General features: G+C 49.0%; 26 protein-coding genes and 1 pseudogene. 17 read left to right on the top strand and 10 right to left on the bottom strand.

Translation table 11 applies throughout. From position 1 onward, the window contains the following. Positions 1-5: 5 nt before the first annotated feature. Positions 6-1193, bottom strand: a complete 1188-nt coding sequence (locus NNN64_RS09065; protein ID WP_271441162.1) for a CynX/NimT family MFS transporter — start codon at positions 1191-1193, stop codon at positions 6-8. A gap of 99 nt (positions 1194-1292) precedes the next feature. Here NNN64_RS09065 and NNN64_RS09060 point away from each other — a divergent pair. Further along, a pseudogene (locus NNN64_RS09060) lies at positions 1293-2085 on the top strand (AraC family transcriptional regulator); the annotation flags it as partial. Here NNN64_RS09060 and NNN64_RS09055 read toward each other — a convergent pair. The 3 genes from NNN64_RS09055 to dgcJ all read right to left on the bottom strand — a co-directional run bounded on the left by NNN64_RS09055 (position 2068) and on the right by dgcJ (position 4692). Further along, entirely contained in the window at positions 2068-2514 is a 447-nt protein-coding gene (locus NNN64_RS09055; RefSeq protein ID WP_271441160.1) for a DUF441 domain-containing protein, read from the bottom strand. The pseudogene NNN64_RS09060 and the gene NNN64_RS09055 overlap by 18 nt on opposite strands. A gap of 139 nt (positions 2515-2653) precedes the next feature. Then, positions 2654-3157 carry a YbaK/prolyl-tRNA synthetase associated domain-containing protein gene (locus NNN64_RS09050; protein WP_271441159.1) on the bottom strand — a complete coding sequence of 168 codons (504 nt, stop codon included), beginning with the start codon at positions 3155-3157 and terminating at the stop codon, positions 2654-2656. 44 nt (positions 3158-3201) lie between these two features. Next, positions 3202-4692 carry a diguanylate cyclase DgcJ gene (gene dgcJ, locus NNN64_RS09045; RefSeq protein WP_271441158.1) on the bottom strand — a complete coding sequence of 497 codons (1491 nt, stop codon included), beginning with the start codon at positions 4690-4692 and terminating at the stop codon, positions 3202-3204. Between the two features lie 179 nt (positions 4693-4871). Here dgcJ and NNN64_RS09040 point away from each other — a divergent pair, with 179 nt between their 5' ends. Beyond that, on the top strand, positions 4872-5642 hold the full coding sequence (locus tag NNN64_RS09040; RefSeq protein ID WP_271441157.1) for a class I SAM-dependent methyltransferase: 771 nt from the start codon (positions 4872-4874) through the stop codon (positions 5640-5642). A 13-nt stretch (positions 5643-5655) separates the two neighbouring features. Then, positions 5656-6066 carry a hemerythrin domain-containing protein gene (locus NNN64_RS09035; protein ID WP_271441156.1) on the top strand — a complete coding sequence of 137 codons (411 nt, stop codon included), beginning with the start codon at positions 5656-5658 and terminating at the stop codon, positions 6064-6066. 95 nt (positions 6067-6161) lie between these two features. Here the strand turns inward: NNN64_RS09035 and NNN64_RS09030 are convergent, their stop codons facing one another. Together NNN64_RS09030 and yeaG are read right to left on the bottom strand one after the other, a co-directional pair. Next, positions 6162-7445, bottom strand: coding sequence for a YeaH/YhbH family protein (locus NNN64_RS09030; protein WP_271441155.1), 1284 nt, complete (start codon positions 7443-7445; stop codon positions 6162-6164). 121 nt (positions 7446-7566) lie between these two features. Then, the gene (yeaG, locus tag NNN64_RS09025; RefSeq protein ID WP_005120355.1) at positions 7567-9501 is read right to left on the bottom strand and encodes a protein kinase YeaG; all 1935 of its coding nucleotides are present in this window, start codon (positions 9499-9501) and stop codon (positions 7567-7569) included. Between the two features lie 433 nt (positions 9502-9934). Between yeaG and NNN64_RS09020 the strand changes: the two genes are divergently transcribed. The 4 genes from NNN64_RS09020 to NNN64_RS09005 all read left to right on the top strand — a co-directional run bounded on the left by NNN64_RS09020 (position 9935) and on the right by NNN64_RS09005 (position 12900). Beyond that, positions 9935-10681, top strand: coding sequence for a MipA/OmpV family protein (locus tag NNN64_RS09020; RefSeq protein ID WP_048212595.1), 747 nt, complete (start codon positions 9935-9937; stop codon positions 10679-10681). A 582-nt stretch (positions 10682-11263) separates the two neighbouring features. Further along, positions 11264-11506: a hypothetical protein gene (locus tag NNN64_RS09015; protein WP_271441154.1), complete on the top strand. Its 243-nt coding sequence runs from the start codon at positions 11264-11266 to the stop codon at positions 11504-11506. Between the two features lie 10 nt (positions 11507-11516). Beyond that, positions 11517-11867: a hypothetical protein gene (locus NNN64_RS09010; protein ID WP_271441153.1), complete on the top strand. Its 351-nt coding sequence runs from the start codon at positions 11517-11519 to the stop codon at positions 11865-11867. Between the two features lie 178 nt (positions 11868-12045). Continuing rightward, positions 12046-12900 (top strand): aldo/keto reductase, encoded by an 855-nt coding sequence (locus tag NNN64_RS09005; RefSeq protein WP_271441152.1) that lies wholly within the window; start codon positions 12046-12048, stop codon positions 12898-12900. An 81-nt stretch (positions 12901-12981) separates the two neighbouring features. On the opposite strand, the gene NNN64_RS09000 is transcribed toward NNN64_RS09005, so the two are convergent. Then, on the bottom strand, positions 12982-13866 hold the full coding sequence (locus NNN64_RS09000; RefSeq protein WP_271441151.1) for a D-hexose-6-phosphate mutarotase: 885 nt from the start codon (positions 13864-13866) through the stop codon (positions 12982-12984). Between the two features lie 72 nt (positions 13867-13938). Continuing rightward, on the bottom strand, positions 13939-14934 hold the full coding sequence (gapA, locus tag NNN64_RS08995; protein WP_003030697.1) for a glyceraldehyde-3-phosphate dehydrogenase: 996 nt from the start codon (positions 14932-14934) through the stop codon (positions 13939-13941). 341 nt (positions 14935-15275) lie between these two features. Between gapA and msrB the strand changes: the two genes are divergently transcribed. Next, positions 15276-15689, top strand: coding sequence for a peptide-methionine (R)-S-oxide reductase MsrB (gene msrB / locus NNN64_RS08990; protein WP_040233651.1), 414 nt, complete (start codon positions 15276-15278; stop codon positions 15687-15689). A gap of 42 nt (positions 15690-15731) precedes the next feature. Continuing rightward, entirely contained in the window at positions 15732-16007 is a 276-nt protein-coding gene (locus NNN64_RS08985; RefSeq protein ID WP_271441150.1) for a YeaC family protein, read from the top strand. A 44-nt stretch (positions 16008-16051) separates the two neighbouring features. Here the strand turns inward: NNN64_RS08985 and yajD are convergent, their stop codons facing one another. Next, entirely contained in the window at positions 16052-16396 is a 345-nt protein-coding gene (gene yajD / locus NNN64_RS08980) for an HNH nuclease YajD (RefSeq protein WP_003832478.1), read from the bottom strand. Between the two features lie 94 nt (positions 16397-16490). Then, complete coding sequence (locus tag NNN64_RS08975; protein ID WP_271441149.1) at positions 16491-17744, bottom strand: glycoside hydrolase family 18 protein; 1254 nt, start codon at positions 17742-17744, stop codon at positions 16491-16493. Between the two features lie 296 nt (positions 17745-18040). Between NNN64_RS08975 and NNN64_RS08970 the strand changes: the two genes are divergently transcribed. The 8 genes from NNN64_RS08970 to NNN64_RS08935 all read left to right on the top strand — a co-directional run bounded on the left by NNN64_RS08970 (position 18041) and on the right by NNN64_RS08935 (position 26790). Then, a complete protein-coding gene (locus NNN64_RS08970) occupies positions 18041-19117 on the top strand; it encodes a zinc-binding dehydrogenase (RefSeq protein WP_137383434.1) in 1077 nt (358 codons plus the stop codon). 27 nt (positions 19118-19144) lie between these two features. Then, on the top strand, positions 19145-20524 hold the full coding sequence (locus tag NNN64_RS08965) for an MFS transporter (protein ID WP_271441148.1): 1380 nt from the start codon (positions 19145-19147) through the stop codon (positions 20522-20524). An 18-nt stretch (positions 20525-20542) separates the two neighbouring features. Next, positions 20543-21586, top strand: a complete 1044-nt coding sequence (locus NNN64_RS08960) for an NAD(P)-dependent alcohol dehydrogenase (RefSeq protein ID WP_003832485.1) — start codon at positions 20543-20545, stop codon at positions 21584-21586. 24 nt (positions 21587-21610) lie between these two features. Further along, positions 21611-22447: a ketose-bisphosphate aldolase gene (locus NNN64_RS08955; protein WP_079938513.1), complete on the top strand. Its 837-nt coding sequence runs from the start codon at positions 21611-21613 to the stop codon at positions 22445-22447. 4 nt (positions 22448-22451) lie between these two features. Further along, on the top strand, positions 22452-23399 hold the full coding sequence (locus NNN64_RS08950) for a carbohydrate kinase family protein (protein WP_271441147.1): 948 nt from the start codon (positions 22452-22454) through the stop codon (positions 23397-23399). Between the two features lie 9 nt (positions 23400-23408). Further along, on the top strand, positions 23409-24392 hold the full coding sequence (gene ydjG, locus NNN64_RS08945) for an NADH-dependent methylglyoxal reductase (protein ID WP_271441146.1): 984 nt from the start codon (positions 23409-23411) through the stop codon (positions 24390-24392). A 139-nt stretch (positions 24393-24531) separates the two neighbouring features. Beyond that, complete coding sequence (locus NNN64_RS08940) at positions 24532-25290, top strand: DeoR/GlpR family DNA-binding transcription regulator (protein ID WP_137383429.1); 759 nt, start codon at positions 24532-24534, stop codon at positions 25288-25290. Between the two features lie 141 nt (positions 25291-25431). Beyond that, the gene (locus tag NNN64_RS08935) at positions 25432-26790 is read left to right on the top strand and encodes an MFS transporter (RefSeq protein ID WP_137383428.1); all 1359 of its coding nucleotides are present in this window, start codon (positions 25432-25434) and stop codon (positions 26788-26790) included. The last annotated feature ends 28 nt before the right edge of the window (positions 26791-26818 follow it).

Here is a 26818-nt window from a genome sequence, read left to right as displayed (position 1 = left end):
GTGTATTACGCGCTGGCGATTTCTTTCTCGCGTCCTGCACAGACGCCAAACACGGCCATGATGAGAGCGAGCAGCGCGACGCCAACCAGCGGGACCTGCCAGCTATCGTTAAGATCGTGAATTTTCCCCATCATCGGTGGCCCACACGCGGCCAGTAAATACCCGACAGATTGCGCCATGCCTGATAGTGCGGCGGCCTGATGCGCTGAGCTTGCACGTAGCCCGATAAAGGTGAGGCCGAGGATCATCGTGGCACCGGAGCCAAAGCCAAACAGCACGGTCCACAGGGCCGCCTGCTCGGGCATAACGGCAAACCCTGCAGCGCCAATAGCGCACATTATCGAGACCAGTGCGGCGATAGTACGCTGATCTTTAAACCGATACAGAACGAGGGGGATCAGTAGCCCAGGCGCTGCGGTCGCCAGTTGCAGCAAACCATGCAGCGAGCCCGCCTGCGCTTCACTGTAGCCGTGACTGATCATAATGGCGGGTAGCCAGCCGATAATAACGTAATAAATAAGCGAGTTGATGCCCAAAAACAGCGTGACCTGCCAGGCGAGACTGGAGCGCCAGATTGCGCGGGAGTGCAACGCTCGCGAATTGCTGAGGCTGGCATTGGCCGTCTGGCGCCACTGAGGTAACCAGATCAATAACGCCAGCAGCGGAAAGACCATTAACATCATCAGCGCGCCGCGCCAGCCAAAGCCATGTAACGCCAGCGGCACGACCATTGCCGACCCCAGCGCTGCCGCAGCACCCATCGTTAACGAATACGCCCCGGTGAGCTTTGCCACATGCTGTGAAAAATCACGCTTAATGAGGCCCGGCAAAAGGACATTTCCCAGTGCTATGCCACAGCCAATGACTGCCGTCCCGCCAAATAGGGCTCCGGATGAAGGGAGTGAACGTATAGCAATACCCATACAGATCAGCAGCATGGCGGCTAACAGACTGCGCTCAATACCCCAACGGCGAGCGACGGTTGCCGCCAGAGGCGACACCAGCGCAAAAGCAAGCAGTGGTAGCGTGGTCAGGAGTCCCGTCTGGGCGGTGGTCAGACCGTAGTCAGTGCGAATCGCGTCCAGTAAAGGGGCTGCGCCGGTAAACGTAACGCGTAGTGTGGTCGCGATCATCAGGATACCCGCAATTAACAGCGCACCGTTTTTACCGCGGGAAGAAGGAGAGTTAGTCATTTTTTTCTCATATCGTCAGGCGAGGCGTTACCTTAGCGTTTTTACTCCGTGGATGAATCAAGCTAAAATGACAGTTTATCGCTAAAATCGGACATTCTTATGTTTGGACTGAGGCTGGACGGGTATCAACCCGATCTTTACCACGATGCCGCCGTGGCTTTTTGTATTCAGGCTCAGGAAGACGAACTTTTCAGCCCACTGCATCAACACCGCAAAGGCCAGTTAATTCTGGCGTTGCATGGCGCAATTACTTGCGAAGTTGAGAACGCCATGTGGATGGTGCCACCGCAATATGCGGTGTGGATACCAGGTGAAATTCCGCACAGCAACCACGTTACCGTTGGCGCGCAATTGTGCTTTTTATTCATTGAACCTTATGCAGTAGTGATGCCGGATCGCTGTTGTACGCTGAAAATAACGCCATTATGCCGGGAACTTATTCTTGCGCTGGCGAGCAAAACGGATGCCCAGCTCTGTGAACCAGCTACCCAGCGGTTAACGCAGGTGTTGTTTGACGAACTACCGCAACAGCCACAGGAGCAAATGCAGTTACCGGTATCCGATCACCCGAAAATTCGTAAGATGGTGGCGACGATGGCGCGGGAGCCTGCGCAATGGCAAACACTGGGGCAGTGGGCCAATGTGTTTGCCATGAGTGAGCGTAATCTTGCCCGTCTGGTCGTCAAAGAAACGGGGCTAAGTTTTCGCCGTTGGCGTCATCAGTTGCAACTGATCCTGGCGTTGCAGGCACTGATCGACGGGCACAATGTACAACAGGTCGCACAAATGCTCGGTTACGATTCAACGACCGCGTTTATCACCATGTTCAAGAAAGGCCTGGGTCAAACACCAGGTCGCTATCTGGCGGGGTTGGCTACTGCTTCCCAACAATCAGCGACACCAGACCGGCCGCAATAAGCGGACCCACCGGCACGCCGCGAAAGAGGGCAACGCCCAATACTGTGCCCACCAGTAAACCGGCGACGAGTTGAGGTTGGCTACCCATCAGCGTGACGCCGCGCCCGCCAAGCCAGGAGACAACAACGCCGACGGCGATAGCGACCAGCGACTTCCAGTTTACAAAGGAGTGAATAAGCGTGGAGGGGGGCAGCGAGCCGCTGGCGATGGGCGCCATGACGCCGATCGTCAGAATAATAATCCCAACGGTAAGCCCCTGCTTTTCAATCCATGGGAAGAATGTATTCAGCGGAGTAACACGGACGATTATCAGCACCAGAATTGAAACGGCGACAGTGGTGTTGTGGCTGACAAAGCCCAGAGCTGCCAGTCCAAGCAGGATCAGCAGTGTGACATCAAACATCGTAGTTTCCTTGCCAAAAGAAAAAATAAGCCTGCTTACTGTACGCGTAAATGCGTGACGGAACAGGCTTTTTTATTGATTATTATTATTTTTGGGCGAACGCATAATATCGCGTTTTGATACTGATGTTACGGGCTTGCTATTGTGCGCGATGGAATGGAATTAATTCAGGTTGTGCAATGCGCAAATAATCCTGGGTGTCCATGATCACGGATTTTTCCAGCAGTCCGGCATTGAACGCAATTTCAGTAAAGCGCTCAAACAACAGCGGATCGGCAACCAGCTTGAGTTTTGGATGGAAACTAAACGGTGGGATAGCGCCAAACACGCAGCCGGTCAGTTCATCCACTTCCGCCGGGCTGGCAAGTGATGCGCGTAAACCGCCGATATGTCCGGCAAGCTGGTTCAGGTCAGCCTGTTGGTCAGCCGGGAGAATGGCCAGCACATGCTGATTAACGCCGTTGCCTTTTACTTTACAGACGAGGGCTTTTGCCCCCTGACCCAGCGCTGTACCGCGAATTTCCGAGACAGCTTCACATTTGCCAACGGCCTCATGGCTGAGTACACGATACGTTGCGCCTTGTTCTGACAACAGCGAAATTAAACGTTGGTGCGTCACGTTGCCTTTATTTACATCTGTCATTTCTTACTCCTGGTACTACGATGAACATCCTGACGAATACAGTATCACTCACGGTGGTGTTTTTTCTGTTTGTTCAGATAGAGCTGTACATCTGATGCCTTATAAGCGTCATCAATGGTGTCGTTTGGCTGCATGTTATAAATCCCCGCGGAAAAACTGACGGAGGTATCCGGAGCAATAGTGTGTAAGTTATCGCGAATACGATCCAGTAGTTGGGGGATAAGTTCAGGGGCATAATCGACAAGGATAATACAAAACTCATCTCCGCCAAGACGGATGGCATAGTCACTTTTGCGAATAGAGGCCTGAATAGCTTTGGCCAGAATGGTGATAATGCGGTCGCCTTCCTGGTGCCCGAGCGTGTCATTAATTGTCTTTAGTTTATCGCAATCAATAGCAATAAAAGTTACGCAGGTTCCGGCGTTGACCAACTGCTGCAAACGCTGCTCTAGCGTGGGCGTTAATATTTTACGGTTATAAAGCCCGGTCATCGCATCACTGATATTTTCGCGTGTGACGTTGTGATACAAACGAAAATGCATTCTGACCATGTTCAGCAGCAGTGCCGTTGCCAGTAAATAGAAGGCAAATATCTTCCAGGAAGCAACAATAAAATACATAAAATCAAGCGATAATGTGATGCGCATTCCGCCTGGGATGTCATTAATATAATGAACATACTGAAACAAGTCGCTCTCACTTTGGTGAATGATAATCTCTTCACCTGAGTTGATATCAGATAAGGTCACATTGAGATAGCGCCAGACGAGGGGACGGTCGTTGGTATAGAATATGTTCTTTAAATTGTCTTTGTTAACATCCACCATGACAACGCCTTTTAGCTTGCCGGTATAGTAGACCGGGGTCAAAAAGCTCATCACTTTCTCCTGGGTGAGATCGTCCTGATAAATACTGGAAATGACGGTTCGGCCAGTAAAAATATCATCAATATCGTTCTGGTTAATTCCCAGTGTACCTTTCTGTAAAAAAGACCAGTGATTCATGGCAAATTGATATGAATTTACCAGGTTATAGAAATAGATGTAATCGTTTTTCAGGTCAATGTAATAGCGAAACTTGTATTCCATGGTGCCTAATCCCTGACCATAATCTACCCGTTCACGATTTGCGTTTACGGCCTGATCGAAGGCGGGGAGTAGAAAAATATCGTCAAGTTGTTCAATACAACTCGGCGAGTGGGTCTGTAACGTGCCGCGTAACGGAAGATAATCATGGGCAGTGAGATTGAATCCATGTATGCCGTTGACGGTTTCAAAAGCGGTGCACAGCGCTTTTCGTTGTTCAACTGTGATGGGCTTTTTCGGGGATGAAAATTGGCGCATCATATGGGCGGCAATGCTCTGATTGGTATATTTATCATAGAGAAAGGATGAATCTGCTTTCTCTATGATGTAGCGCATATACGCGCTCATTGCCCGATCGCTGGCAACAAGTTCATAAACCAAAAAAGAAGATGTCAAAACAATAACGCTTACGGAGATAAAGTGCCGGAGCGCTTTATGATGCAATTTCATAATGATTTACAACCCTGTAAGTCAGATACATCAGTCTATCACACGGTATACATCCACTCTAACAGTACGGAAAATCCTGCAGGATTGCGCATTATTTGTAATAAAAATCATTCGCGCTCTTCACCTTTAACCTCTATTGTTGTATTTATAATGCAACTTATAAAAAAGGAGACCGGCGAATGAGCGCGACTGAAAAAGCGGGCCATACATTTTTAGCCAGCCTGGGAAAAACCCGCCTGCGCCCAGGTGGGGTTGAAGCGACAGAATGGTTGTTCCGGCAGTCCCAACTGACGCCTGGCAGCCAGGTCCTTGAAGTTGCCTGCAATATGGCTACAACGGCCATCGAGCTGGTACAGCGCTTTGGATGTACGGTCTATGCCATTGATATGGATAAAAATGCGCTGAACAAGGCCAGAAGTAATGTGGCGCACAACGGACTGGAAAATCACATTCATGTCATGGCGGCAAACGCCAATACTCTGCCTTTTGCGGATAACAGCTTCGACGTCGTGATTAACGAAGCCATGCTGACAATGTATGCAGACAAAGCTAAAGCGAAACTGATTGCGGAATATCATCGGGTGCTGAAACCCGGTGGACGTTTGTTGACCCACGACATTATGTTCACTGCGCAAAAACTGGAAGAAGGCGACCAATATCAGTTGGTTCAGGTGGTGAAATCAAACGTCAGTCCGCTGACTAAGCAAGGATGGAGTGACCTGTTGATGAGTGCGGGGTTTGAACAGGTCATGCAACAGAATGGCAAAATGTCGTTGATGTCACCGCGCGGATTAATTCGCGATGAAGGAGTAAAGGGTGCGCTTAAAATTGCGTTTAACGGTATGCGGACGTACGAAAATCGTCGCCGATTCTTGAAAATGTTTCGTTTCTTCCACTCGCAACGCCACCAACTAAACTACATTGCCAACTGTTCCATCAAAGGAAAATAAAAAGGATAAACGGATGAATATTGATAAAATGAAAAGTCAGCATGTTGATATACTGGAAAAAATATCATTCTTGCGTAAGTTAAGCCTCGCTGGCGTCTCAGCCAATGCTCAGGAAATCGCTACTGCGATTGTGAGCATGAGTGCGATCATTAAAACGCATTTATCTGCTGAAGATCAGTTCCTTTATCCGCATATTGAGCAAGATGGTAATAACGCACTTCGGCAAGTTAGCACAAAATTTAAGCGTGAAATGGCGGACATCGTTAGCGAATATGAGGTTTTCTCCCGCCGCTGGAATATTGCCAGTAAGTTGATGGGTAACGATGATGCGTTCAGACGCGATGCCAACATTGTTTTGCGTAAAGTGTATGAGCGTATGCAACGGGAAAATAAAGACTTCTATCCACTGGTGGAAAGAATGTAGCGTCATTTTACGCATGAACGGAACGACGCACCGCACCCGGCAAGAAAAAATCAGCCAGAGATGAAAAACTGGCTGATTTTTTACGTTACTAACCGCTAACTATTGCTAGTGGTACTTTGCTTATGGAACAGCTCGCGGAATACCGGATAAATATCATCCTGGTCGCGGATATGCTGCATCGCAAAGTTATCAAAGGTAGATTGCAGATGCTCATACTCACGCCACAGGGTCTGGTGTGCACGTCGGGTGATTTCAATATAGCTATAATATCGCACCACCGGCAGCAGCTTTTTCGCCAAAATTTCATGACACAGTGGTGAGTCATCCGCCCAGTTATCGCCATCCGATGCCTGAGCGGCATAGATATTCCACTGGGCAGGGTTGTAGCGATCTTTTACCACTTCATCCATTAACTTCAGGGCGCTGGAAACTATGGTTCCCCCCGTTTCCTGAGAGTAGAAGAACTCGTGTTCATCAACCTCTTTTGCCTGAGTATGATGGCGAATATAGACAACCTCCACGTTTTTGTAAGTGCGGCTTAAGAACAGATACAGCAGGATATAAAACCGTTTTGCCATATCTTTAGTCGACTGGTCCATTGAGCCAGAGACATCCATCAGGCAGAACATCACGGCCTGGCTGGAAGGATCGGGTCGTTTCTCATAATTCTTGTAGCGCAAATCAAAGGTATCAATAAACGGTACGCGCTCAATTTTTGCCCGTAATTCAGCAATTTCTTTGCGTAATCGCTCTTCTTCCAGCAACTGCGCGGGTTCACTTTTGGCGATGGTTTCCAGATCGGCCTCAAGCGCATGCAGCTCACGACGTTTACCCGCCGTCATTGCTGTGCGGCGCGCCAGTGAGTTTTGCAAGGAGCGCACCACGCTGATGTTGGCGGGCACACCGTTGGAGGTAAATCCTGCACGGTGCGTTTTAAACTCCGTTAACTGACGCTGCTGATTCTGCTTCAGGTTAGGGAGCGCTAAATCTTCGAACAGCAGATCAAGATATTCATCTTTAGATATCTGAAAGACGAACTCATCCTGACCCTCTCCATCCTGACTGGCCTGGCCTTGTCCGCTTCCTGAACCACCGCCGCCCCCCTGCGGACGTTCGATACGGTCATTCTGTACAAAATGATCGTTACCCGGATGCACGCGATGACGCAGGCCACCACGCCCCTGATGAAACATCGGTTCGCTAATATCATCGGTCGGAATAGAGACAGATTCGCCGCTATCTACGTCGGTCACCGAACGCTTGTTAATGGCCTCGGAGATCGACTGTTTAATTTGCGATTTATAACGGCGCAAGAAGCGTTGGCGGTTTACCGTGCTCTTGTTCTTGCCGTTAAGACGCCGGTCAATAAACCAGGTCATATGCCCCCCGTACTGCCAACTGTTCGCCATGTCTGTAAGTGCCGGATGGCGCTGGCGCTATCCGGCCTACGGAACATTATTTTGCAAGCCCGGTAAGCGCATGCGCCACCGGGCACTGATGTTAAGACGATTTCCGTACGCGCAAATACCATTCGCACAGTAAACGTACCTGTTTACGCGTATAGCCTTTTTCCATCATACGGTCGACAAAATCGTCGTGCTTTTTCTGCTCGTCAGTCGAGGTTTTAGCGTTAAACGAAATGACCGGCAGCAACTCTTCGGTATTCGAGAACATTTTCTTCTCAATAACCGTGCGCAGTTTTTCGTAACTGGTCCAGTTTGGATTGCGACCGCTGTTGTTTGCTCTGGCACGCAGAACAAAGTTGACGATCTCGTTACGGAAGTCTTTCGGGTTACTGATACCCGCCGGTTTCTCAATTTTCTCCAGTTCGGAGTTCAGTGACTCGCGATCGAACAGCTGACCGGTATCCGGGTCGCGATACTCCTGATCCTGAATCCAAAAATCCGCATAGGTAACATAACGATCGAAAATGTTCTGTCCATATTCTGAATAGGACTCAAGGTAAGCCGTCTGGATCTCTTTACCAATAAACTCGGCGTATTTCGGGATCAAATAGCCCTTCAGGAACTCAAGGTAACGTTCAGCCTGCTCCTGCGGGAATTGCTCACGCTCGATTTGCTGCTCAAGCACATAGAACAGATGCACTGGGTTTGCTGCGACTTCGGCATGGTCAAAGTTGAACACGCGGGAGAGGATCTTAAACGCGAAACGCGTGGACAGACCGTTCATCCCCTCATCAACTCCGGCGTAATCCCGGTACTCCTGATACGATTTTGCTTTAGGATCGGTATCCTTCAGGCTTTCACCGTCATAAACGCGCATCTTCGAATAGATACTCGAGTTTTCAGGTTCTTTCAGACGCGAAAGAATAGTGAAGCGAGAGAGCGTTTCCAGCGTGCCCGGTGCGCAAGGCGCATGGGTCAACTCACTGTGATTAAGCAGTTTTTCGTAGATCTTGATCTCTTCAGATATACGTAAGCAATACGGGACCTTCACGATGTATACACGGTCGAGGAAGGCTTCGTTGTTTTTGTTGTTGCGGAACGTCACCCATTCAGATTCGTTCGAGTGGGCGAGAATAATGCCGTTAAACGGCAGGGCAGAGATACCTTCTGTCCCGTTGTAGTTTCCTTCCTGGGTTGCAGTCAGCAGAGGATGCAGCACTTTAATCGGTGCTTTAAACATCTCTACGAATTCCATAATCCCCTGGTTGGAGCGGCACAACGCACCTGAGTAGCCGTAGGCATCAGGATCGTTCTGCGCATGGTGTTCGAGTTTACGAATATCCACTTTCCCGACCAGAGCGGAAATGTCCTGGTTGTTTTCATCACCAGGCTCGGTTTTAGCGATGGCGATTTGCTCCAGAATAGACGGCCAGACTTTGACGACACGGAATTTAGTGATGTCCCCGCCGAAATCATGCAAACGCTTCGCAGCCCACGGCGACATGATCGTACCGAGATAGCGACGCGGGACCCCATACTCTTTTTCCAGGATCTGTGCATCTTCCTGCGGATTAAACAGGCATAACGGATGATCGTTAACCGGGCTACGTTCACCATTGGCGCTGAGGACATAAATGGGCACTCTTTGCATCAGCGACTTCAGTCGCTCTGCAAGCGATGATTTTCCCCCTCCCACCGGCCCCAGCAGATACAGGATCTGTTTCTTCTCTTCCAGCCCCTGAGCCGCATGTTTCAGATAAGAAACAATCTGTTCAATTGCGTCTTCCATGCCGTAAAACTCTTCAAAAGCGGGATAACGTGCAATCACCCGATTCGAAAAGAGTCGAGAAAGTCGAGGTTCGTGGGCAGTGTCAACCATGACAGGCTCACCAATAGCCATTAATAGCCGCTCTGCCGCGTTGGCATAAGCACTGCGATCTTGCCGACAAGTGGTAAGAAACTCCTGCAGCGTGAACTCTTCGTCCTTGGCAGCTTCATAACGCTGGCGATAGTGATCGAATATATTCATGGTATGCCGTCCTTTCGTTTTTTAGCACATGTTAAGAGCCGTTCATATGAATAGTAGAGGCCCCTGAAGAGGTAAACTGAACGACGTCGCTGCTGAAGAAATAAGCAACTCTCATGCCATTTCGATGGTCAGGAGATCAACGTATTCGGTGATACACCTTCTAAATTTAAGCGTAGATGGCATTTGCAAAACTTGCCTGCACGCGCAAATGAATTTCAATGGCATATCAATAACTCATCAGCAAAAAAAGCACATGTTATGTAAAGAAATGGGGCTGAATTCATGTGCTGTTCACCGTACTGCAAGCAAAATGTCATCACTCGTTGAGAAATTAGGGGGTTACATTGGGCAGGTAATACGTAAAATAGTTGGGCTGAAGCGTATTGGCGGTTACACTTTCGTCGCTAAACATTTGAATAAGGAATTATGGATTGTGACCAAACTCAAACTTCTGGCACTTGGCGTGCTTATTGCCACATCCGCGAGCGTCGCGCAAGCAGAAAGCAACCTGACGCTGGGCGCAGGCGTTGGTGTGGTTGAACACCCTTACAAAAACTACGATAGTGACGTTTACCCGGTCCCTGTTGTGACCTATGAAAGCGACAACTTCTGGTTCCGTGGTCTGGGCGGCGGTTACTACCTGTGGAATGACAATACAGATAAATTATCTGTGATGGCGTACTGGTCGCCACTGTACTTCAAGCCGGGCGACAGCGACGATAGCCGTCTGCGCAATCTTGATAAACGTAAGAGCACCATGATGGCCGGGCTTTCTTACGTGCATAACACGCAATATGGTTTCCTGCGTACCAGCCTCGCGGGAGACGCACTGGATAACAGTAATGGTATCGTATGGGATCTGGCATGGCTGTACCGTTATACCAACGGAGGCCTGACGCTGACACCGGGGATTGGTGTTGAGTGGAACAGCGAAAACCAGAACCAGTACTACTATGGTGTATCGCGCCACGAATCGTCTCGCAGTGGTTTACGCAGCTACGATCCTGAAAGCAGCTGGAACCCGTACCTTGAACTCAGCGCCAACTATAATTTCTTAGGCGACTGGAGCGTGTACGGCACTGCGCGTTACACCCGTTTATCTGATGAAGTGACAGACAGCCCGATGGTAGACAAATCCTGGACGGGTCTGATCTCAACGGGTATCACCTATAAGTTCTGATGCATTTCCAATGCTGAACATGAGCCCGCGTTATGCGGGCTTTTTTATGCCTGACGGGAATGAATGTTGATCTAAAGCATGAGAATTCACGATTTCTGCTGATTCTGCCTTATGCGCTGCTGCAACGAATAATTAACGTGTTTTACCTGGTGTGGTTACCAAAAAGGAACGTATTATTTAATTAGCCTGATATTGATTTTCTTATAGAGTAAAAAATACAGGCATCCAAGAACCAATCATCGCTAGCGACTAACAAAATCTACTGCGGCAATATACTGAAAATGCACTGTTTTGTTGTGAGTCCTGGACCTCGATTAACCCCTGTAAGGCGTGCTGCAAATATCTGACAATTATTTTTATTGTCTCATTTAACCATGAAAGTCATCTTTCATTTGAAAAGTAAAAATCAAAGCGTTTAATTTTCATTTTACATTCTTTAGGTAATTATCTGAAAAAATTTAAATTGACATTAAATATTCTATTGCAGATATTACTCAAACTTAAAAAGTAGCGAGAGTAATTCTTCCTTGCGGAAATATAATCTGCGATGAAGGTTTTTTGAGAATAAACCTGGTATAGATAATGAAAAAGTTAATCATGATAGCTGTGATGGGCGGGGTTCTGGCGGGTTGTTCTACCGAGGCCTCTCGCATGAATGACTGTGAGAACAAGGGCGTCAGTCGGGACGCATGCTACGTTGCTGAGCAGAATCGTCAGGCTACAATTAATGCTGCAGCGGAAAAACAGGCTATGGAAAATGCACAGAGCCTGTACAGCACAAATGATGGTAACTCCAGTCATCATCATAATCACAATAAATATTAAGGTTTTCCTCATGAGAAAATTAATTATTATCGCTGCGCTGGTGGCATCAACTGTTGCACCTGCTCATGCTATTAGCGAGGCTTACCGCCGCCAGTTACAACATGATCATAAAACCATGGTTAGCGAAGCGAATGCTCCGGTTAACGCCAGTACGGTAAAACCCATACATGTAAAGAAACTGGGAGTTGATTTTAAACGTGGCACCGATGGCATTGCCTATATTAATGGTAGCCCGGCAGCAAATGATGAAAATAATGCAGATGCGCAAACCTACAGTGCAGGCTTGATTTCGGTTATTGTGTATAAGAACGGGAAAATAAACGCCATGAAAGAAGGTAAATATTTAGGCCGTTTAAAATAATCTCTGCACAACTAACAAGTTATCTGTCTAAGCCCGGGAATAAATACTTTTCCCGGGTTTTTTATTGCATCTGATTAACGACGAACCCTCCAAACGAAGATGGTGCAATTTGTGCACCATCACAGGACACATCCCCCGTGTTTTGCTTTACTGTGGTGCATGTACTCAGGGGGGAACTATGACAGTAAAACAGGTGATGTTTACCGAGCAGGTTTCGCTTCCTGCGATAGGGCAGGGAACATGGAACATGGGGGAGGATCCCTGCCGTCGTCGTGATGAAGTCTCGGCGTTGCAGGCTGGCCTGGATCTGGGGCTGCGCCTGATTGATACGGCTGAAATGTATGCTGATGGTGCAGCAGAAGAGATTGTTGGCGAAGCATTAGCGGGACGGCGCGATGGTGCCTTTTTGGTTTCAAAAGTTTATCCGTGGAATGCCGGAGGCCAGAAAGCGATTGCTGCCTGCGAAGGCAGTCTGCGCCGGCTGAAAACCGACTATCTGGATCTCTATTTGCTGCACTGGACGGGTGACTTTACTTATGAAGAAACCGTCAGCGCCATGGAGAAACTCATCGCTCAGGGGAAAATTCGTCGGTGGGGTGTTTCAAATCTCGATTATGACGAGATGCAGGCGCTATGGCAGGTTGCGGGTGGACGGCAATGCGCCACTAACCAGGTGCTATATCATTTAGCGTCGCGTGGCATTGAATATGACCTGCTGCCATGGTGTCAGCAACAGCGGATGCCGGTTATGGCCTATAGTCCGTTGGCACAGGCAGGACGGTTGCGCAGTGGTCTGTTCACTCATTCGGTGATTAACGACATAGCACGTGCACATGATGCCAGTGCCGCCCAGATCCTGCTGGCATGGGTTATTCGTCAACCGGGCGTGATCGCGATTCCAAAAGCGGCGAGTGTGGCGCACGTCGAACAGAATGCGGCTGCGTTAGAGATAACGCTTTCTACTGATGAGTTAAGGTTATTAGATAAGGCATGGCCTGCCCCAGCAGGCAAAACAGCGTTGGATATGGCCTGATAGCGATGTTTACTTCTCTTATCCGGCCTATGCAATGCGTCGGTAGGCCGGATAAGTCGCCATCAGGTAACAGACAAAATCTTATCGTTTCGCAACACGAATAGTTTGCGCCAGACGAGAAGGTTTCTCTTCGGTGGTTTTCTGCGGTGCGGTTGCGTACGCTGTTTCTACGCAAACAAACGTTTTGTAGCCATCGTCCGGCATGTCACCCATGCTGACAGACAGCGCCGGACCCGGGTTCCAACCCACAACGTTCAGATGGTGGTGGTGCACGACATCGATATTACGCTTGAGCGAACCATCATGGATGACGCTGCATGCTTCCGGGTTCAGATAAACGCGGTCAGTACGATCCGGGAAGGTCTGGATACCATCGGCCAGCACATCTTCTTTCGCATCGTTCACTTTATCGATCAGGCGGTCGCCAAGACCACTGACTTTCACTGCGGCAATATCACCCACGTTGAAGTAGGTATGCAGTGCGGAGGTAGTTTCAAACTCGCCGTGGGCTTCCAACTCGATTTCACAGGTTGCGCCGACTTTGAAACGGGCAAGCAGGGTAAAGTCGTGTGGCCAAAGCTGACGCGTTTCAGCGTTGCTTTGCAGCTCAAACGTCAGAACCACGCCGTTGTCATCTTCGTTATGCGCCTTCAGCGTCCAGGGCAGGTTACGCGCGAAGCCGTGAGAAGGCAGACCTTGCTGAGTCGCCGGGCCAAACCACGGCCAACAAATCGGTACGCCACCCCGCAGCGCCACACCAGTTTTAAACGGTGTGTTATTGCTTAACCAGAGAACTTCGTCCTCGCCGTTTGGTTTCCAGGACAGAAGGTGCGCGCCCTGCAGTGCGAAAGAGGCTTTAACCTGAGGGTGATCGACAACAATAACCTCCAGCTCATCAAGCTGGCGGCGGGAGAGAACAGGGGCAATTTGTTCGACTACCGGAAGTGCAAAAATTTTATTAATCATTACGCAATCCTTTCTTCAGGCAAAAAAAAGAGCGACCTGAGTCGCTCTTACAGATTACTGTCTCATCTCAACTTATTTGGAGATGTGAGCAATCAGATCCAGAACTTTGTTGGAGTAGCCAGTTTCGTTGTCGTACCAGGAAACCAGTTTCACGAAGTTGTCGTTCAGAGCGATACCTGCTTTAGCATCGAACACGGAAGTGCAAACTTCGCCGTTGAAATCGGTAGATACAACGTCGTCTTCGGTGTAACCCAGAACGCCTTTCATCGGGCCTTCGGAAGCAGCTTTGATTGCTTTCTTAATTTCTTCGTAAGAAGCAGCTTTTTCCAGACGAACGGTCAGGTCAACAACAGATACGTTCGGGGTCGGAACGCGGAACGCCATACCAGTCAGTTTGCCATTCAGTTCTGGCAGTACTTTACCTACAGCTTTAGCAGCACCGGTAGAGGACGGGATGATGTTCTGGGATGCGCCGCGGCCGCCGCGCCAGTCTTTGTGAGACGGGCCATCAACGGTTTTCTGAGTAGCGGTGGTCGCGTGAACAGTCGTCATCAGACCTTCGATGATGCCGAAGTTGTCGTTGATAACTTTAGCCAGCGGAGCCAGGCAGTTAGTGGTGCAGGAAGCGTTAGAAACGATGTCCTGGCCTTCGTATTTGTCAAAGTTAGCGCCTTTAACAAACATCGGAGTGTTGTCTTTGGAAGGACCAGTCAGAACAACTTTTTTCGCGCCAGCAGTGATGTGCTTACGAGCGGTTTCATCTGTCAGGAACAGGCCAGTAGCTTCAGCTACTACGTCAACACCAACTTCGTCCCATTTCAGGTTAGCCGGATCACGTTCAGCGGTAACACGGATTTTTTTACCGTTTACGATCAGATGACCGTCTTTCACTTCAACGGTACCGTTGAAACGGCCGTGAGTGGAGTCATATTTCAGCATGTAAGCCATGTAGTCAGCGTCTAACAGGTCGTTGATTGCAACGATCTCGATGTCAGAACGTTCTTGAGCAGCACGGAAAACAATGCGACCGATACGGCCAAAACCGTTGATACCTACTTTGATAGTCATATATTCCACCAGCTATTTGTTAGTGAATAAAAGGTTGCCTGTAAAATTACAAAAACCTTACGCAGCGTCAAGCGGAATCGTGTCAATCATTGCGACAAATCAAACTGCTGCTTAAGCTTTGCGCAACTGACTCGCCTCACTCTTCCTTTGGGCTTGAAACCACATGGGGGCGGCGGCCCGAATTTTAAAGGGCAATCAAGATAAAAACGTGATGTTGATCACGATTCCTGGGCTGCCATTTCGCACGGATCAAGTTTAGAACAAAAGTTCGCACTACGGTGTTAATGTTTTGTTAGAATCTGTCTCGCGATGTGAGTTTAGATAAAGCGAGATGTGAGCAAATGGCTAAGCAACCTTCCCCAGAAGAACTGAAAAAAAATTTGTCCGAAATGCAGTTTTACGTGACACAAAATCATGGGACAGAACCGCCATTTACCGGGCGTTTGCTGCACAATAAGCGTGATGGCATCTACCATTGTCTGATCTGCGATAACCCCTTGTTTCGTTCAGAGACAAAATACGATTCTGGCTGCGGCTGGCCTAGCTTTTACGAGCCGGTGAGCGAAGAGGCTATCCGTTACATAAAAGACACGTCTCATGGCATGCAGCGCATTGAAATCCGCTGTGGAAACTGTGATGCGCATCTGGGGCATGTCTTTCCGGATGGGCCTCAGCCCACAGGCGAGCGTTACTGCGTTAATTCAGCGTCATTGAACTTCACCGACGGCGAAAACGGTGAGCAAACGAAAGGCTGAAGAAACGATTCAGCTAATTATTCTACGGAGAGTGGATTTAACATGAATCTTGATGAGATGATCGACAGCATGACGCCGGAAGTTTATCAGCGCTTATCGACAGCCGTTGAACTGGGAAAATGGCCGGATGGCGTCGCGCTGACCGCAGAACAAAAAGAGAACAGTTTGCAACTGGTGATGTTATGGCAGGCACGTAACAACACGAATGCGCAACACATGACTATCGATACCAACGGTGAGATGGTGATGAAGAGTAAGCAGCAACTAAAAGTGGAGTTTGGCATTACGCCTGAGCCGATTGCGACGTTTAAATCCTGATGATAAATGCCCGGTGAGCGTTTATGCCGGGCATATGCAGTAGGCTACTTTTTGTTCATCATCGCTTTAAGGTCAGCAAACGGATTATATTTCGCTTCGCCGACGGCCTTCTGCGCATCTTCTCCGGCAACCACTGTTGAACCATACTGGTCCGCTTCCGTATATTTGGAATGCTCATGATCGTGGCAGTACAGGCACAACATCTCCCAGTTGCTACCATCTTCCGGGTTGTTAGAGTGGTCGTGATCGATATGGTGTACGGTCAATTCGCGCAGATTTGAGTACACGAACTCGCGGGAACAACGTCCACAGACCCAGGGAAAGAGCTTAAGTGCCTTTTCCCGATAACCGACTTCCAGACGGGCGTAATTTTTAGGGATGAAAGCCATACCAGCTCATGCCTCCAGTAGAAGATGAAAAGCTGCGCCAGAGAATGGCGCAGCGGATTGCGATAATCATAACCTATTGTGGCAAGCGTTGGGATCAGTGTTTGATACCCAATGAATCGGCCAACTGCTTCGCTAACTGGTTTTTATCATCCGCACCATACTCCCAGAACATAGCGCCTCCCAGTCCCTTGCTTTTGATGTAGTCCGCTTTGATGGCAACAGAACGCGGGTTTTCGTAGGAGAGGGCGAAAAGTGCTTTTCCGTCGGCAGACTGCACCGACAACCACGGCACTTTTGCTTCATCATCCCAGTGTTGGGTAAAGCGTTTTTGTGGATCGTTGATGAGCTTCGCCACAATGTCGTTGTACTTCACATAGGTATCTTTGGTCAGATCAACGCCCAGTGATTTGAACAACGCTATTTGCTGTGGCTCAAAATAGGGCTGAGTGGCTGGATTTTTCTGTGCGTCGGGTTTGCTCCAGTCAATCCCTGGCTCAACGGCGCGTTTAGGCACGCGACCGTAGAACCCAATACCCAGGTTCATCTGAGCGGGCTTTAGCCCTGCTGCGAGGTAGTTATTGACGACAAAATCGGCGCTGTACTTATCCGCTTCGGCGACCGTTGGCCACGTCGTCGAATCGTACAGGTTTGAGTTGAAGTACTGAGTACCGTAAGCCATATCGTAGGTCATCAGATTGATGTAGTCGAGCAATGGCGCAATGGCTTTGACGTCTACCCAGCTTTTCGGGCTTTCTGCGTTTGCACCGACCGCGATGGTCACCAGTTTTTTATGCCCCACTGCGGCACGTAACTCCTTCAGCAGCGTAGTAAAGTTTGCACGATCGGCCGGTTTACTTTCAACTAACCCCCATGCACCGTTTACCGGATACTCCCAGTCGAGGTCGATACCATCCAGGCCATATTTCGCAATGACGTCCTGCACCGACTGAATAAATACCGCCCGGGATTCTTTTGTGGCCGCAGCGCCTGAGAATCCACGCGCCCCCCAACCACCAACGGAGAGCAGAACCTTAAGATTTGGATTCTGTTTACGCAATTCCGGGATCTTATGCAGATCAGACTGCACTTTTTCTGAAAGCCAAATTTGATGCAGCTTACTGGCATCTTTTAGCGCGTCATTGGTTTCGTCCTTCTCGTTGTTATAGATCAGGCCAAATGAGTAGTTCAGGTGGGTTATCTGGCGAACATCCAGTTTGTCGATATCGCCGCCAGGACCGGCAGTGACGTCGCCGCCGCCGTTGAAGTAGCCGACAGACATCAGTGAGTTAGCGGAAACAACGCTGGCACAGAGCAGGGGTAATGCTGCCAACAAAGGCAAAAGTTTCATCGGAGTTCCTCTTTGACAATTAAAAAAGCAAACACGCCACGGAAATGGCGTGGCGAAAAAAACAGCTCTTGTAGGTTAACAGTTTCATAACAGGAAAAATGCGAAGGGGTTCACGTCACTTTAGCGAAGCGGCTGCCATGTTCCTTTGTTTTTCAGTTCATCGTTGCACTTATTTGTGATCTGAGTTGTGAAATACAGAATTTTATCTGCGTTACAAAGATTTGATGTTGACCTCAAAAATTATATGGATAAGTATGATGACCACTGATGCAAAACTAAACACAAAGGAAAATTCAATGAAAGCACTGGCAAGATTTGGCAAGGCCTTTGGCGGCTATAAGATGATTGATGTACCGGAACCGGTTTGTGGCCCGGATGACATCGTGGTTGAAATCAAAGCGGCGGCTATCTGCGGCGCGGACATGAAACACTACAATGTCGACAGTGGGTCCGATCAGTTTAACTCCATCCGCGGCCATGAGTTCGCCGGTAAAATTGTCCGCGTTGGCGACAAAGTTAAGGACTGGAAAGTCGGTCAGCGGGTGGTTTCTGACAATAGTGGACATGTCTGCGGCGTTTGCCCAGCCTGCGAACAAGGCGATTTTCTGTGTTGTACAGAAAAAGTGAACTTAGGTCTCGACAACAACACATGGGGCGGAGGGTTCTCGAAATATTGCCTGGTGCCGGGGGAAATCCTCAAAATTCACCGCCATGCGCTGTGGGAAATCCCACAAGGCGTTGATTATGAAGAAGCGGCGGTGCTGGATCCTATCTGTAACGCCTACAAATCTATCGCTCAGCAATCCAAATTCCTTCCCGGCCAGGACGTTGTGGTTTTCGGCACCGGTCCATTGGGACTCTTTTCGGTCCAGATGGCGCGCATTATGGGGGCCGTCAATATCGTGATGGTCGGGCTGGAAGAGGACGTCGCCGTACGCTTCCCGATCGCCAAAGAGCTGGGGGCGACTGCGGTTGTCAACGGTTCCACCGAAGATGTGGTCGCGCGCTGCCAGGAAATCTGCGGTAAAGACAATCTGGGGCTGGTCATCGAATGCTCCGGCGCCAATATTGCCCTGAAACAATCTATTGAAATGCTGCGTCCAAACGGTGAAGTCGTCCGCGTGGGCATGGGCTTCAAGCCTCTCGACTTTTCCATTAACGATATCACCGCGTGGAATAAAAGCATCATTGGCCATATGGCATACGATTCTACGTCCTGGCGCAATGCCATCCGCCTGCTGGCCAGCGGTGCGCTGAAAGTTAAACCGATGATTACTCACCGTATCGGCTTGTCGCAATGGCGCGAAGGGTTTGACGCCATGGTCGATAAAACCGCGATTAAGGTCATCATGACCTACGACTTTGATGAATAACCTCATTTATTAAAGGAAGGTTCCCGGATGGAACAGATAGCAAAACCGTACTGCGGCGCGAGGTTGGACAGGCTGCCTGACTGCCGTTGGCACACGTCGATGTTTGCGATGGTTGCCTTTGGATTACTGGTTTGTTGGAGTAATGCCGTTGGCGGATTAATTCTTGCGCAGTTAAAAGAACTCGGCTGGACCGATAATTCCACTACCGCCACGTTTTCTGCCATTACGACGGCGGGAATGTTTCTCGGCGCGCTTGCCGGGGGAATTATCGGGGATAAAACCGGGCGCAAAAATGCCTTTATCCTGTATGAAGCGATTCATATTATCGCCATGGTCGTGGGGGCGTTTTCGCCAAATATGACCTTCCTTATTGCCTGCCGTTTTGTGATGGGGGTGGGATTAGGTGCGCTGCTGGTGACTCTGTTTGCCGGGTTCACCGAATATATGCCCGGCAGGAATCGCGGTACCTGGTCAAGCCGGGTCTCGTTTATCGGCAACTGGTCTTATCCGCTCTGTTCGCTGATCGCGATGGGATTGACGCCGTTAATCAGCGCCGAATGGAACTGGCGCGTGCAGTTGCTGATCCCGGCCGTACTGTCGCTGGTGGCGACCGTTATTGCCTGGCGCTGGTTCCCTGAGTCGCCCCGCTGGCTGGAGTCTCGTGGACGCTACGCGGAAGCCGAAAAAGTGATGCGGGCAATAGAAGAGGGCGTGGTTCAGCAGACCGGTAAGCCACTGCCGCCAGTGGTGATAGGAGATGACGGCAAGGCACCGCGCTCTGTTCCGTATTCGGCTTTATTAACCGGCGTATTACTCAAGCGCGTTATTTTAGGTTCCTTTGTCCTGATTGCCATGAACGTTGTGCAGTACACCTTAATTAACTGGCTGCCGACCATATTTATGACTCAGGGTATTAACCTGAAAGATTCCATTGTTTTAAATACCATGAGTATGTTCGGTGCGCCGTTTGGGATTTTTATCGCCATGCTGGTGATGGATAAAATTCCCAGAAAGACCATGGGAGTGGGCTTATTAGTATTAATCGCCGTGCTGGGATATATCTACTCGCTGCAAACCAGCATGCTGCTGATTACGCTAATTGGCTTCTTCCTGATTACTTTTGTCTATATGTACGTTTGCTACGCTTCGGCGGTGTATGTACCGGAAATATGGCCGACCGAAGCGAAACTTCGCGGTTCTGGTCTGGCGAATGCGGTAGGGCGTATCAGCGGTATCGCCGCGCCTTATGCGGTCGCGGTATTGCTTAACGGTTATGGCGTAACGGGGGTGTTTGTCCTGCTGGGTGCGGTCTCCATTATTGTCGCTGTCGCCATTGCTACCATCGGAATTGAAACCAAAGGCGTCTCTGTCGAAAGCCTCGGTATTGATGCAGTTACCAGCAAATAATATTGATGGGGAAATAAAATGAAAAATTCAAAAGCGATATTAAAAACGCCGGGCACGATGAAAATTATTGCCGCCGATATCCCGGTACCCAAAGAGCATGAAGTACTGATCAAAATTGAATATGTAGGTATTTGCGGTTCAGATGTTCACGGTTTCGAATCAGGTCCCTTTATTCCGCCAAAAGACCCAAACCAGGAAATTGGCCTCGGACATGAATGTGCCGGTACGGTGGTGGCGGTAGGAAACCGCGTCAGTAAATTTAAACCGGGCGACCGGGTGAACATTGAACCCGGCGTGCCGTGCGGTCACTGCCGCTACTGTCTGGAGGGCAAATACAACATCTGTCCTGATGTCGACTTTATGGCCACGCAGCCTAATTATCGCGGCGCGCTAACCCACTATCTGTGCCATCCGGAGAGCTTCACTTACAAGCTGCCCGATAACATGGACACCATGGAAGGCGCGCTGGTAGAGCCTGCGGCGGTAGGGATGCATGCCGCAATGCTGGCAGACGTTAAACCGGGCAAGAAAATTGTCATTCTGGGGGCGGGCTGTATTGGTTTAATGACCCTGCAAGCCTGTAAATGTTTGGGTGCTACCGACATCGCCGTTGTTGATGTTTTGGAAAAACGTCTGGCCATGGCCGAGCAGCTTGGTGCGACGACGGTGATCAACGGAGCGAAAGAGGACACCGTTGCCCGCTGTCAGCAGTTCTCCGGCGATATGGGGGCTGACATTGTTTTTGAAACTGCCGGCTCGGCGATCACCGTTAAGCAGGCTCCGTACCTGGTGATGCGCGGCGGGAAAATCATGATCGTTGGGACGGTTCCCGGTGATTCGGCGATTAATTTCCTCAAAATTAACCGTGAAGTCTCCATTCAGACCGTTTTTCGCTACGCCAACCGCTATCCGGTCACTATTGAAGCCATTTCCTCCGGGCGTTTCGATGTCAAGTCGATGGTGACACATATTTATGATTATGAAGATGTTCAGCGCGCGTTTGATGAGTCAGTCAACAATAAACGCGAAATTATCAAAGGCGTTATTAAAGTTAACCATTAATTTATTGAAAAGGGAGAAACAACTATGCTGGCAGATATTAAATATTGGGAAAATGATGCCCAGAATAAACATTATGCGATTGCCCACTTTAACGTGTGGAATGCGGAAATGTTAATGGGGGTGATCGATGCGGCGGAAGAGTCTAAATCGCCGGTGATTATTTCATTCGGTACCGGCTTTGTGGGTAATACCTCGTTTGAAGATTTTTCGCATATGATGGTTTCGATGGCGAAAAAAGCCTCGGTGCCGGTTATTACCCATTGGGACCACGGGCGCAGCATGGAAATTATCCATAACGCCTGGACCCACGGCATGAATTCGCTGATGCGCGATGCCTCCGCCTTTGATTTCGAAGAGAATATTCGCCTGACTAAAGAGGCAGTGGATTTCTTCCATCCGTTGGGTATTCCGGTCGAGGCGGAGCTGGGCCACGTGGGGAATGAAACGGTTTATGAAGAAGCGCTGGCGGGCTATCACTATACCGACCCGAGCCAGGCGGCGGAATTTGTCGAGCGTACCGGCTGCGATTCTCTGGCGGTAGCGATTGGTAACCAGCACGGTGTCTATACTTCAGAGCCGAAACTGAATTTCGACGTGGTCAAACGCGTGCGCGAGGCGGTATCCGTTCCGCTGGTGCTGCACGGCGCGTCCGGCATTAGCGATGCGGATATCAAAAAGGCCATTTCATTAGGTATTTCGAAAATCAATATTCATACCGAACTGTGCCAGGCGGCAATGGCGGCGGTGCAGGAGAACCAGAATCAGCCGTTCCTGCACGTTGAGCGTGAAGTTCGCAAAGCGGTAAAAGAGCGCGCGCTGGAGAAAATTAAACTGTTTGGTTCTGACGGTAAAGCGGAATGACAATATGGATAATATCGAGGTTATTTGTATCGGGGCGGCTATTGTTGATATTCCCTTGCAGCCAGTAAGTAAAAATATCTTTGATGTAGATTCTTATCCTTTAGAACGTATTGCGATGACGACGGGAGGCGATGCGATTAATGAAGCGACGATTATTTCTCGTCTCGGACATCGTACTGCATTAATAAGCCGGGTCGGTGACGATGCTGCGGGACATTTTATTGTCGACCATTGTCGTCGGGAGAATATTGATATTCAGAGCCTGAAACAGGATGCGGATATTGATACTTCTATTAACGTGGGTTTAGTCACCGCCGATGGTGAGCGCACCTTTGTCACCAACCGCAACGGCAGCCTGTGGAAACTGAATATTAACGATGTTGATTTTGACCGTTTCTCGCAGGCAAAGCTGCTGTCGCTGGCGAGTATTTTTAACAGTCCGCTGCTTGATGGTCAGGCGTTAACGGCCATTTTCACGCAGGCGAAAGCGCATAAGCTCATTATCTGCGCGGATATGATTAAACCGCGGCTGAATGAAACGCTGGACGATATCCGTGAAGCGCTGAGCTACGTGGATTATCTGTTTCCCAATTTTGAGGAGGCAAAACTGCTCACCGGGAAAGAGACGCTGGATGAAATAGCCGATAGTTTTCTGGGCTGCGGCGTGAAAACGGTAGTCATTAAGACCGGCAAGAGAGGCTGCTTTATCAAGCGTGCTGATATGAAAATGGAGGTCCCGGCGGTGTCGGGAATTACCGCCATCGACACCATCGGCGCGGGAGACAATTTCGCCTCGGGGTTTATCTCCGCGCTGCTTGAAGGCAAACCGCTGCGCGAGTGTGCGTTATTTGCTAATGCAACGGCAGCAATATCGGTCCTCAGCGTGGGCGCCACGACGGGCGTGAAGAACAGAAAGCTGGTTGAACAACTTCTCGACGAATATGAAGGGTAATAGCGGCAGATGAAAATGATTCCTTTAGGCATTACGGATATTACGCTCTCCCGTATGGGGCTGGGCACCTGGGCCATCGGCGGCGGTCCGGCATGGAATGGCGATCTCGACCTGCAGATTTGCATTGACACCATTGTTGAAGCACACCGTTGCGGCATTAATCTGATTGATACCGCTCCGGGGTACAACTTCGGTAATAGCGAAGTGATTGTCGGGCAGGCGCTGAAAAAGCTGCCGCGCAGCGAGATCGTGGTTGAAACCAAATGCGGCATCGTATGGGAGCGAACAGGCAGCCTGTTTAACAAAGTAGGTGATCGCCAGCTGTATAAAAACCTCTCGCCTGAGTCTATTCGCGAAGAGGTTGATGCCAGCCTGCAAAGATTGGGTATCGACAGTATTGATATCTATATGACCCACTGGCAGTCGGTTGAACCCTGTTTTACGCCGATAGCGGAAACCGTTAATACGCTAAACGCCCTAAAGAAAGAAGGGAAAATTCGGTCTATCGGCGCCGCCAACGTGGATGCCGGGCATGTCAGGGAGTACCTCAAGTATGGCGAGCTGGATATCGTGCAGGCCAAGTACAGCATTCTTGATCGCGCGCTGGAAACTGAACTGCTGCCGTTATGCCAGCAGAATGGCATTGTTGTGCAGGTTTATTCCCCACTCGAGCAGGGACTCCTGACCGGGACTATTGATCGAGATTATGTCCCTAGCGGTGCGCGGGCCAACAAAGTCTGGTTCCAACGGGACAATATGCTGCGGGTGATTGACATGCTTGAGCAATGGCAGCCACTGTGCGAGAAATACCGCTGCACAATCCCCGCGCTGGCCTTGGCATGGATTTTAAAGCAAAGCGATTTAATTACCTTACTGAGCGGCGCAACCGCGCCTGAACAGGTTCGCGAGAATGTCGAGGCGTTGACCATTCCTCTGACAGATGATGATTCATTATTGATGAGGCAAATGGCAGAGGCGTTGGATAGCAAATAAGCCAGCAGATAGGATTGACCTCTGTTTCTGTGTAAAAGAGTATTGAAATCTGTGATTCAGACATGTTCTTTTGAAAATAAACATAGCCTGTGAGATACTAGGGTCTTATTATTACTTTGCAGGAAACAGAGGTGTCATCGTGGCGGCAAAAGACAGGATTCAGGCCATTAAGCAAATGGTGGCTAATGATAAGAAAGTGGCGGTATCTAATTTAAGTTCAATCTTTCAGGTAACTGAGGAAACGATTCGCCGCGATCTTGAAAAACTGGAAGATGAAGGTTTTCTGACCCGAACATATGGCGGTGCAGTGCTCAATACTACCGCGTTGTCCGACAATATTCATTTTTATAAGCGTGCAAAATCTTTCTTCGAAGAGAAGCAGATCATTGCCCGTAATGCGTTACCGTTTATTAAAAATAAGACCACGATGGCTGCCGACTCCAGCAGTACTGCGATGGAATTATTAAAGCTATTGAAGGAAAGAAACGATCTGACGTTGCTGACGAACTCAGCGGAAGCGTTTCATGAATTAGCGCAATCTGAGATTAATGTGGTTTCGACTGGGGGAGAGTTAAATAAGAATACACTGTCACTTCAGGGCCGTATCACCAAAGAGATTATCAGCCGCTATCACGTTGATATCATGGTGATGAGCTGCAAAGGGCTGGACATTACAAGCGGTGCGCTTGATTCAAACGAAGCAGAAGCTGAGATCAAAAAAACAATGATTCGTCAGGCGGCAGAGGTCGCTCTGTTAGTCGATCACTCAAAGTTTGATCGTAAAGCATTTGTCCAGTTAGTGGATCTTAGCCATATTAATTACATTATAACAGATAAAGCACCGGGTGCTGAGTGGGTTGAATTTTGCAAGAAAAATAATATCCAGCTTGTGTACTAATGCAGGGCTAAGTAGTCGATATTTTTTAGATTGCATCCGGTTAATGCCAAATAAAAATGATGATGGTAAATGCGACAGATTTACACTGTCGCCTATTGCCATAACAAGTTTATTATATTTTGCTGCATTTGAGGCACCCAGATGGAACAATATGAACATATCGGCGCAAGGCTGGATCGCTTACCTTTTTCAAAGTTTCACTTTCGTATTTTTGGTATTATCAGCTTTGGTTTGTTGCTGACGGGCTTTCTGAGTTATTCCGGTAATGTGGTATTAGCTAAACTGGTTAGTAATGGCTGGTCGAATAACTACCTTAATGCGGCATTTACTTCAGCGCTAATGTTTGGTTATTTTATTGGCTCATTGAGCGGTGGGTTTATCGGCGATTATCTTGGGCGGCGGCAAGCGTTTCGGATGAATTTGCTGATAGTCGGTATTTCTGCAACTGCCGCCTCTTTTGTTCCCAATATGTATTGGTTAATCTTCTTCCGTGGGCTTATGGGGGTAGGAATGGGGGCGCTGATTATGGTGGGTTATGCCTCCTTTACTGAGTTTATTCCCCCGGTGGTACGCGGTAAATGGTCTGCTCGTTTGTCTTTTGTCGGCAACTGGTCACCCATGCTGTCTGCGGCTGTCGGTGTTGTCGTCATCGCCTGTTTCAGCTGGCGAGTGATGTTTTTTCTTGGTGGTGTGGGAATGCTGTTGGCCTGGTATCTGTCAGGAAAATACCTTATTGAGTCTCCCCGGTGGCTGGCAGGCAAAGGTCTGCAAGAAAAGGCGGAAAAGCATATCCTGGATGTAGAACAACAGGTCGAGAAAGAAAAAAAGATCATCTTGCCGCCATGTCCAAATCCTCGAGAAAAAACGGGGTTAAGCACGGTAAATGATTCGTTTTGGTTGTTATTCAAGGGGCAAATGTTACGCCGGACGCTGGTGGCGATCACAGTACTGATCGCGATGAACATCTCGCTGTATACTATTACCGTCTGGATCCCGACAATTTTCGTTAACACCGGTTTTGATGTGACGAAATCTATTTTCATGACCTCGATTATTATGATTGGGGCACCGGTAGGCATTTATATTGCCGCATTAATTATTGACCGCTTCCCACGACGGTTATTTGGCTCAACGCTGCTGATTATTATTGCTATCCTGGGATATTTTTATTCGATTCAAACACAGGAATGGGCGATTTTAAGCTATGGCCTGGTGATGATCTTTTTTTTGTATATGTATGTCTGTTTTGCTTCTGCGGTGTATGTCCCGGAACTTTGGCCAACCCATCTTCGATTGCGAGGTTCCGGTTTTGTGAATGCCGTGGGGAGAATTGTCGCTGTATTTACACCGTACGGGGTTGCTGTATTACTCACTCAGTATGGCGCGGTCACCGTGTTTATTGTGCTCGGCGCTATGCTGGTGGTGTGCTCACTGATCCTGTTTTGTTTTGGTATTGAAACCCGCAGGGTTTCGCTGGAGCAGATATCGAGCCTGGGGTGAGTTTTGCCTGACAGTACGCCATCAGGCA

It is taken from the genome of Citrobacter sp. Igbk 14, assembly GCF_028069825.1.
In the GTDB taxonomy this organism is placed as follows: domain Bacteria; phylum Pseudomonadota; class Gammaproteobacteria; order Enterobacterales; family Enterobacteriaceae; genus Citrobacter.
Note: the sequence above shows the minus strand (reverse complement) of the source record. Positions and strands in the feature narration are given on the sequence as shown.

Excerpts from the sequence above, each read along its gene's own strand:
- NNN64_RS09065 (WP_271441162.1), bottom strand. The coding sequence starts at position 1,193 with ATGACTAACTCTCCTTCTTCCCGCGGTAAAAACGGTGCGCTGTTAATT.
- NNN64_RS09055 (WP_271441160.1), bottom strand. The coding sequence starts at position 2,514 with ATGTTTGATGTCACACTGCTGATCCTGCTTGGACTGGCAGCTCTGGGC.
- NNN64_RS09050 (WP_271441159.1), bottom strand. The coding sequence starts at position 3,157 with ATGACAGATGTAAATAAAGGCAACGTGACGCACCAACGTTTAATTTCG.
- dgcJ (WP_271441158.1), bottom strand. The coding sequence starts at position 4,692 with ATGAAATTGCATCATAAAGCGCTCCGGCACTTTATCTCCGTAAGCGTT.
- NNN64_RS09040 (WP_271441157.1), top strand. The coding sequence starts at position 4,872 with ATGAGCGCGACTGAAAAAGCGGGCCATACATTTTTAGCCAGCCTGGGA.
- NNN64_RS09035 (WP_271441156.1), top strand. The coding sequence starts at position 5,656 with ATGAATATTGATAAAATGAAAAGTCAGCATGTTGATATACTGGAAAAA.
- NNN64_RS09030 (WP_271441155.1), bottom strand. The coding sequence starts at position 7,445 with ATGACCTGGTTTATTGACCGGCGTCTTAACGGCAAGAACAAGAGCACG.
- yeaG (WP_005120355.1), bottom strand. The coding sequence starts at position 9,501 with ATGAATATATTCGATCACTATCGCCAGCGTTATGAAGCTGCCAAGGAC.
- NNN64_RS09015 (WP_271441154.1), top strand. The coding sequence starts at position 11,264 with ATGAAAAAGTTAATCATGATAGCTGTGATGGGCGGGGTTCTGGCGGGT.
- NNN64_RS09010 (WP_271441153.1), top strand. The coding sequence starts at position 11,517 with ATGAGAAAATTAATTATTATCGCTGCGCTGGTGGCATCAACTGTTGCA.
- NNN64_RS09005 (WP_271441152.1), top strand. The coding sequence starts at position 12,046 with ATGACAGTAAAACAGGTGATGTTTACCGAGCAGGTTTCGCTTCCTGCG.
- NNN64_RS09000 (WP_271441151.1), bottom strand. The coding sequence starts at position 13,866 with ATGATTAATAAAATTTTTGCACTTCCGGTAGTCGAACAAATTGCCCCT.
- gapA (WP_003030697.1), bottom strand. The coding sequence starts at position 14,934 with ATGACTATCAAAGTAGGTATCAACGGTTTTGGCCGTATCGGTCGCATT.
- msrB (WP_040233651.1), top strand. The coding sequence starts at position 15,276 with ATGGCTAAGCAACCTTCCCCAGAAGAACTGAAAAAAAATTTGTCCGAA.
- NNN64_RS08985 (WP_271441150.1), top strand. The coding sequence starts at position 15,732 with ATGAATCTTGATGAGATGATCGACAGCATGACGCCGGAAGTTTATCAG.
- yajD (WP_003832478.1), bottom strand. The coding sequence starts at position 16,396 with ATGGCTTTCATCCCTAAAAATTACGCCCGTCTGGAAGTCGGTTATCGG.
- NNN64_RS08975 (WP_271441149.1), bottom strand. The coding sequence starts at position 17,744 with ATGAAACTTTTGCCTTTGTTGGCAGCATTACCCCTGCTCTGTGCCAGC.
- NNN64_RS08970 (WP_137383434.1), top strand. The coding sequence starts at position 18,041 with ATGAAAGCACTGGCAAGATTTGGCAAGGCCTTTGGCGGCTATAAGATG.
- NNN64_RS08965 (WP_271441148.1), top strand. The coding sequence starts at position 19,145 with ATGGAACAGATAGCAAAACCGTACTGCGGCGCGAGGTTGGACAGGCTG.
- NNN64_RS08960 (WP_003832485.1), top strand. The coding sequence starts at position 20,543 with ATGAAAAATTCAAAAGCGATATTAAAAACGCCGGGCACGATGAAAATT.
- NNN64_RS08955 (WP_079938513.1), top strand. The coding sequence starts at position 21,611 with ATGCTGGCAGATATTAAATATTGGGAAAATGATGCCCAGAATAAACAT.
- NNN64_RS08950 (WP_271441147.1), top strand. The coding sequence starts at position 22,452 with ATGGATAATATCGAGGTTATTTGTATCGGGGCGGCTATTGTTGATATT.
- ydjG (WP_271441146.1), top strand. The coding sequence starts at position 23,409 with ATGAAAATGATTCCTTTAGGCATTACGGATATTACGCTCTCCCGTATG.
- NNN64_RS08935 (WP_137383428.1), top strand. The coding sequence starts at position 25,432 with ATGGAACAATATGAACATATCGGCGCAAGGCTGGATCGCTTACCTTTT.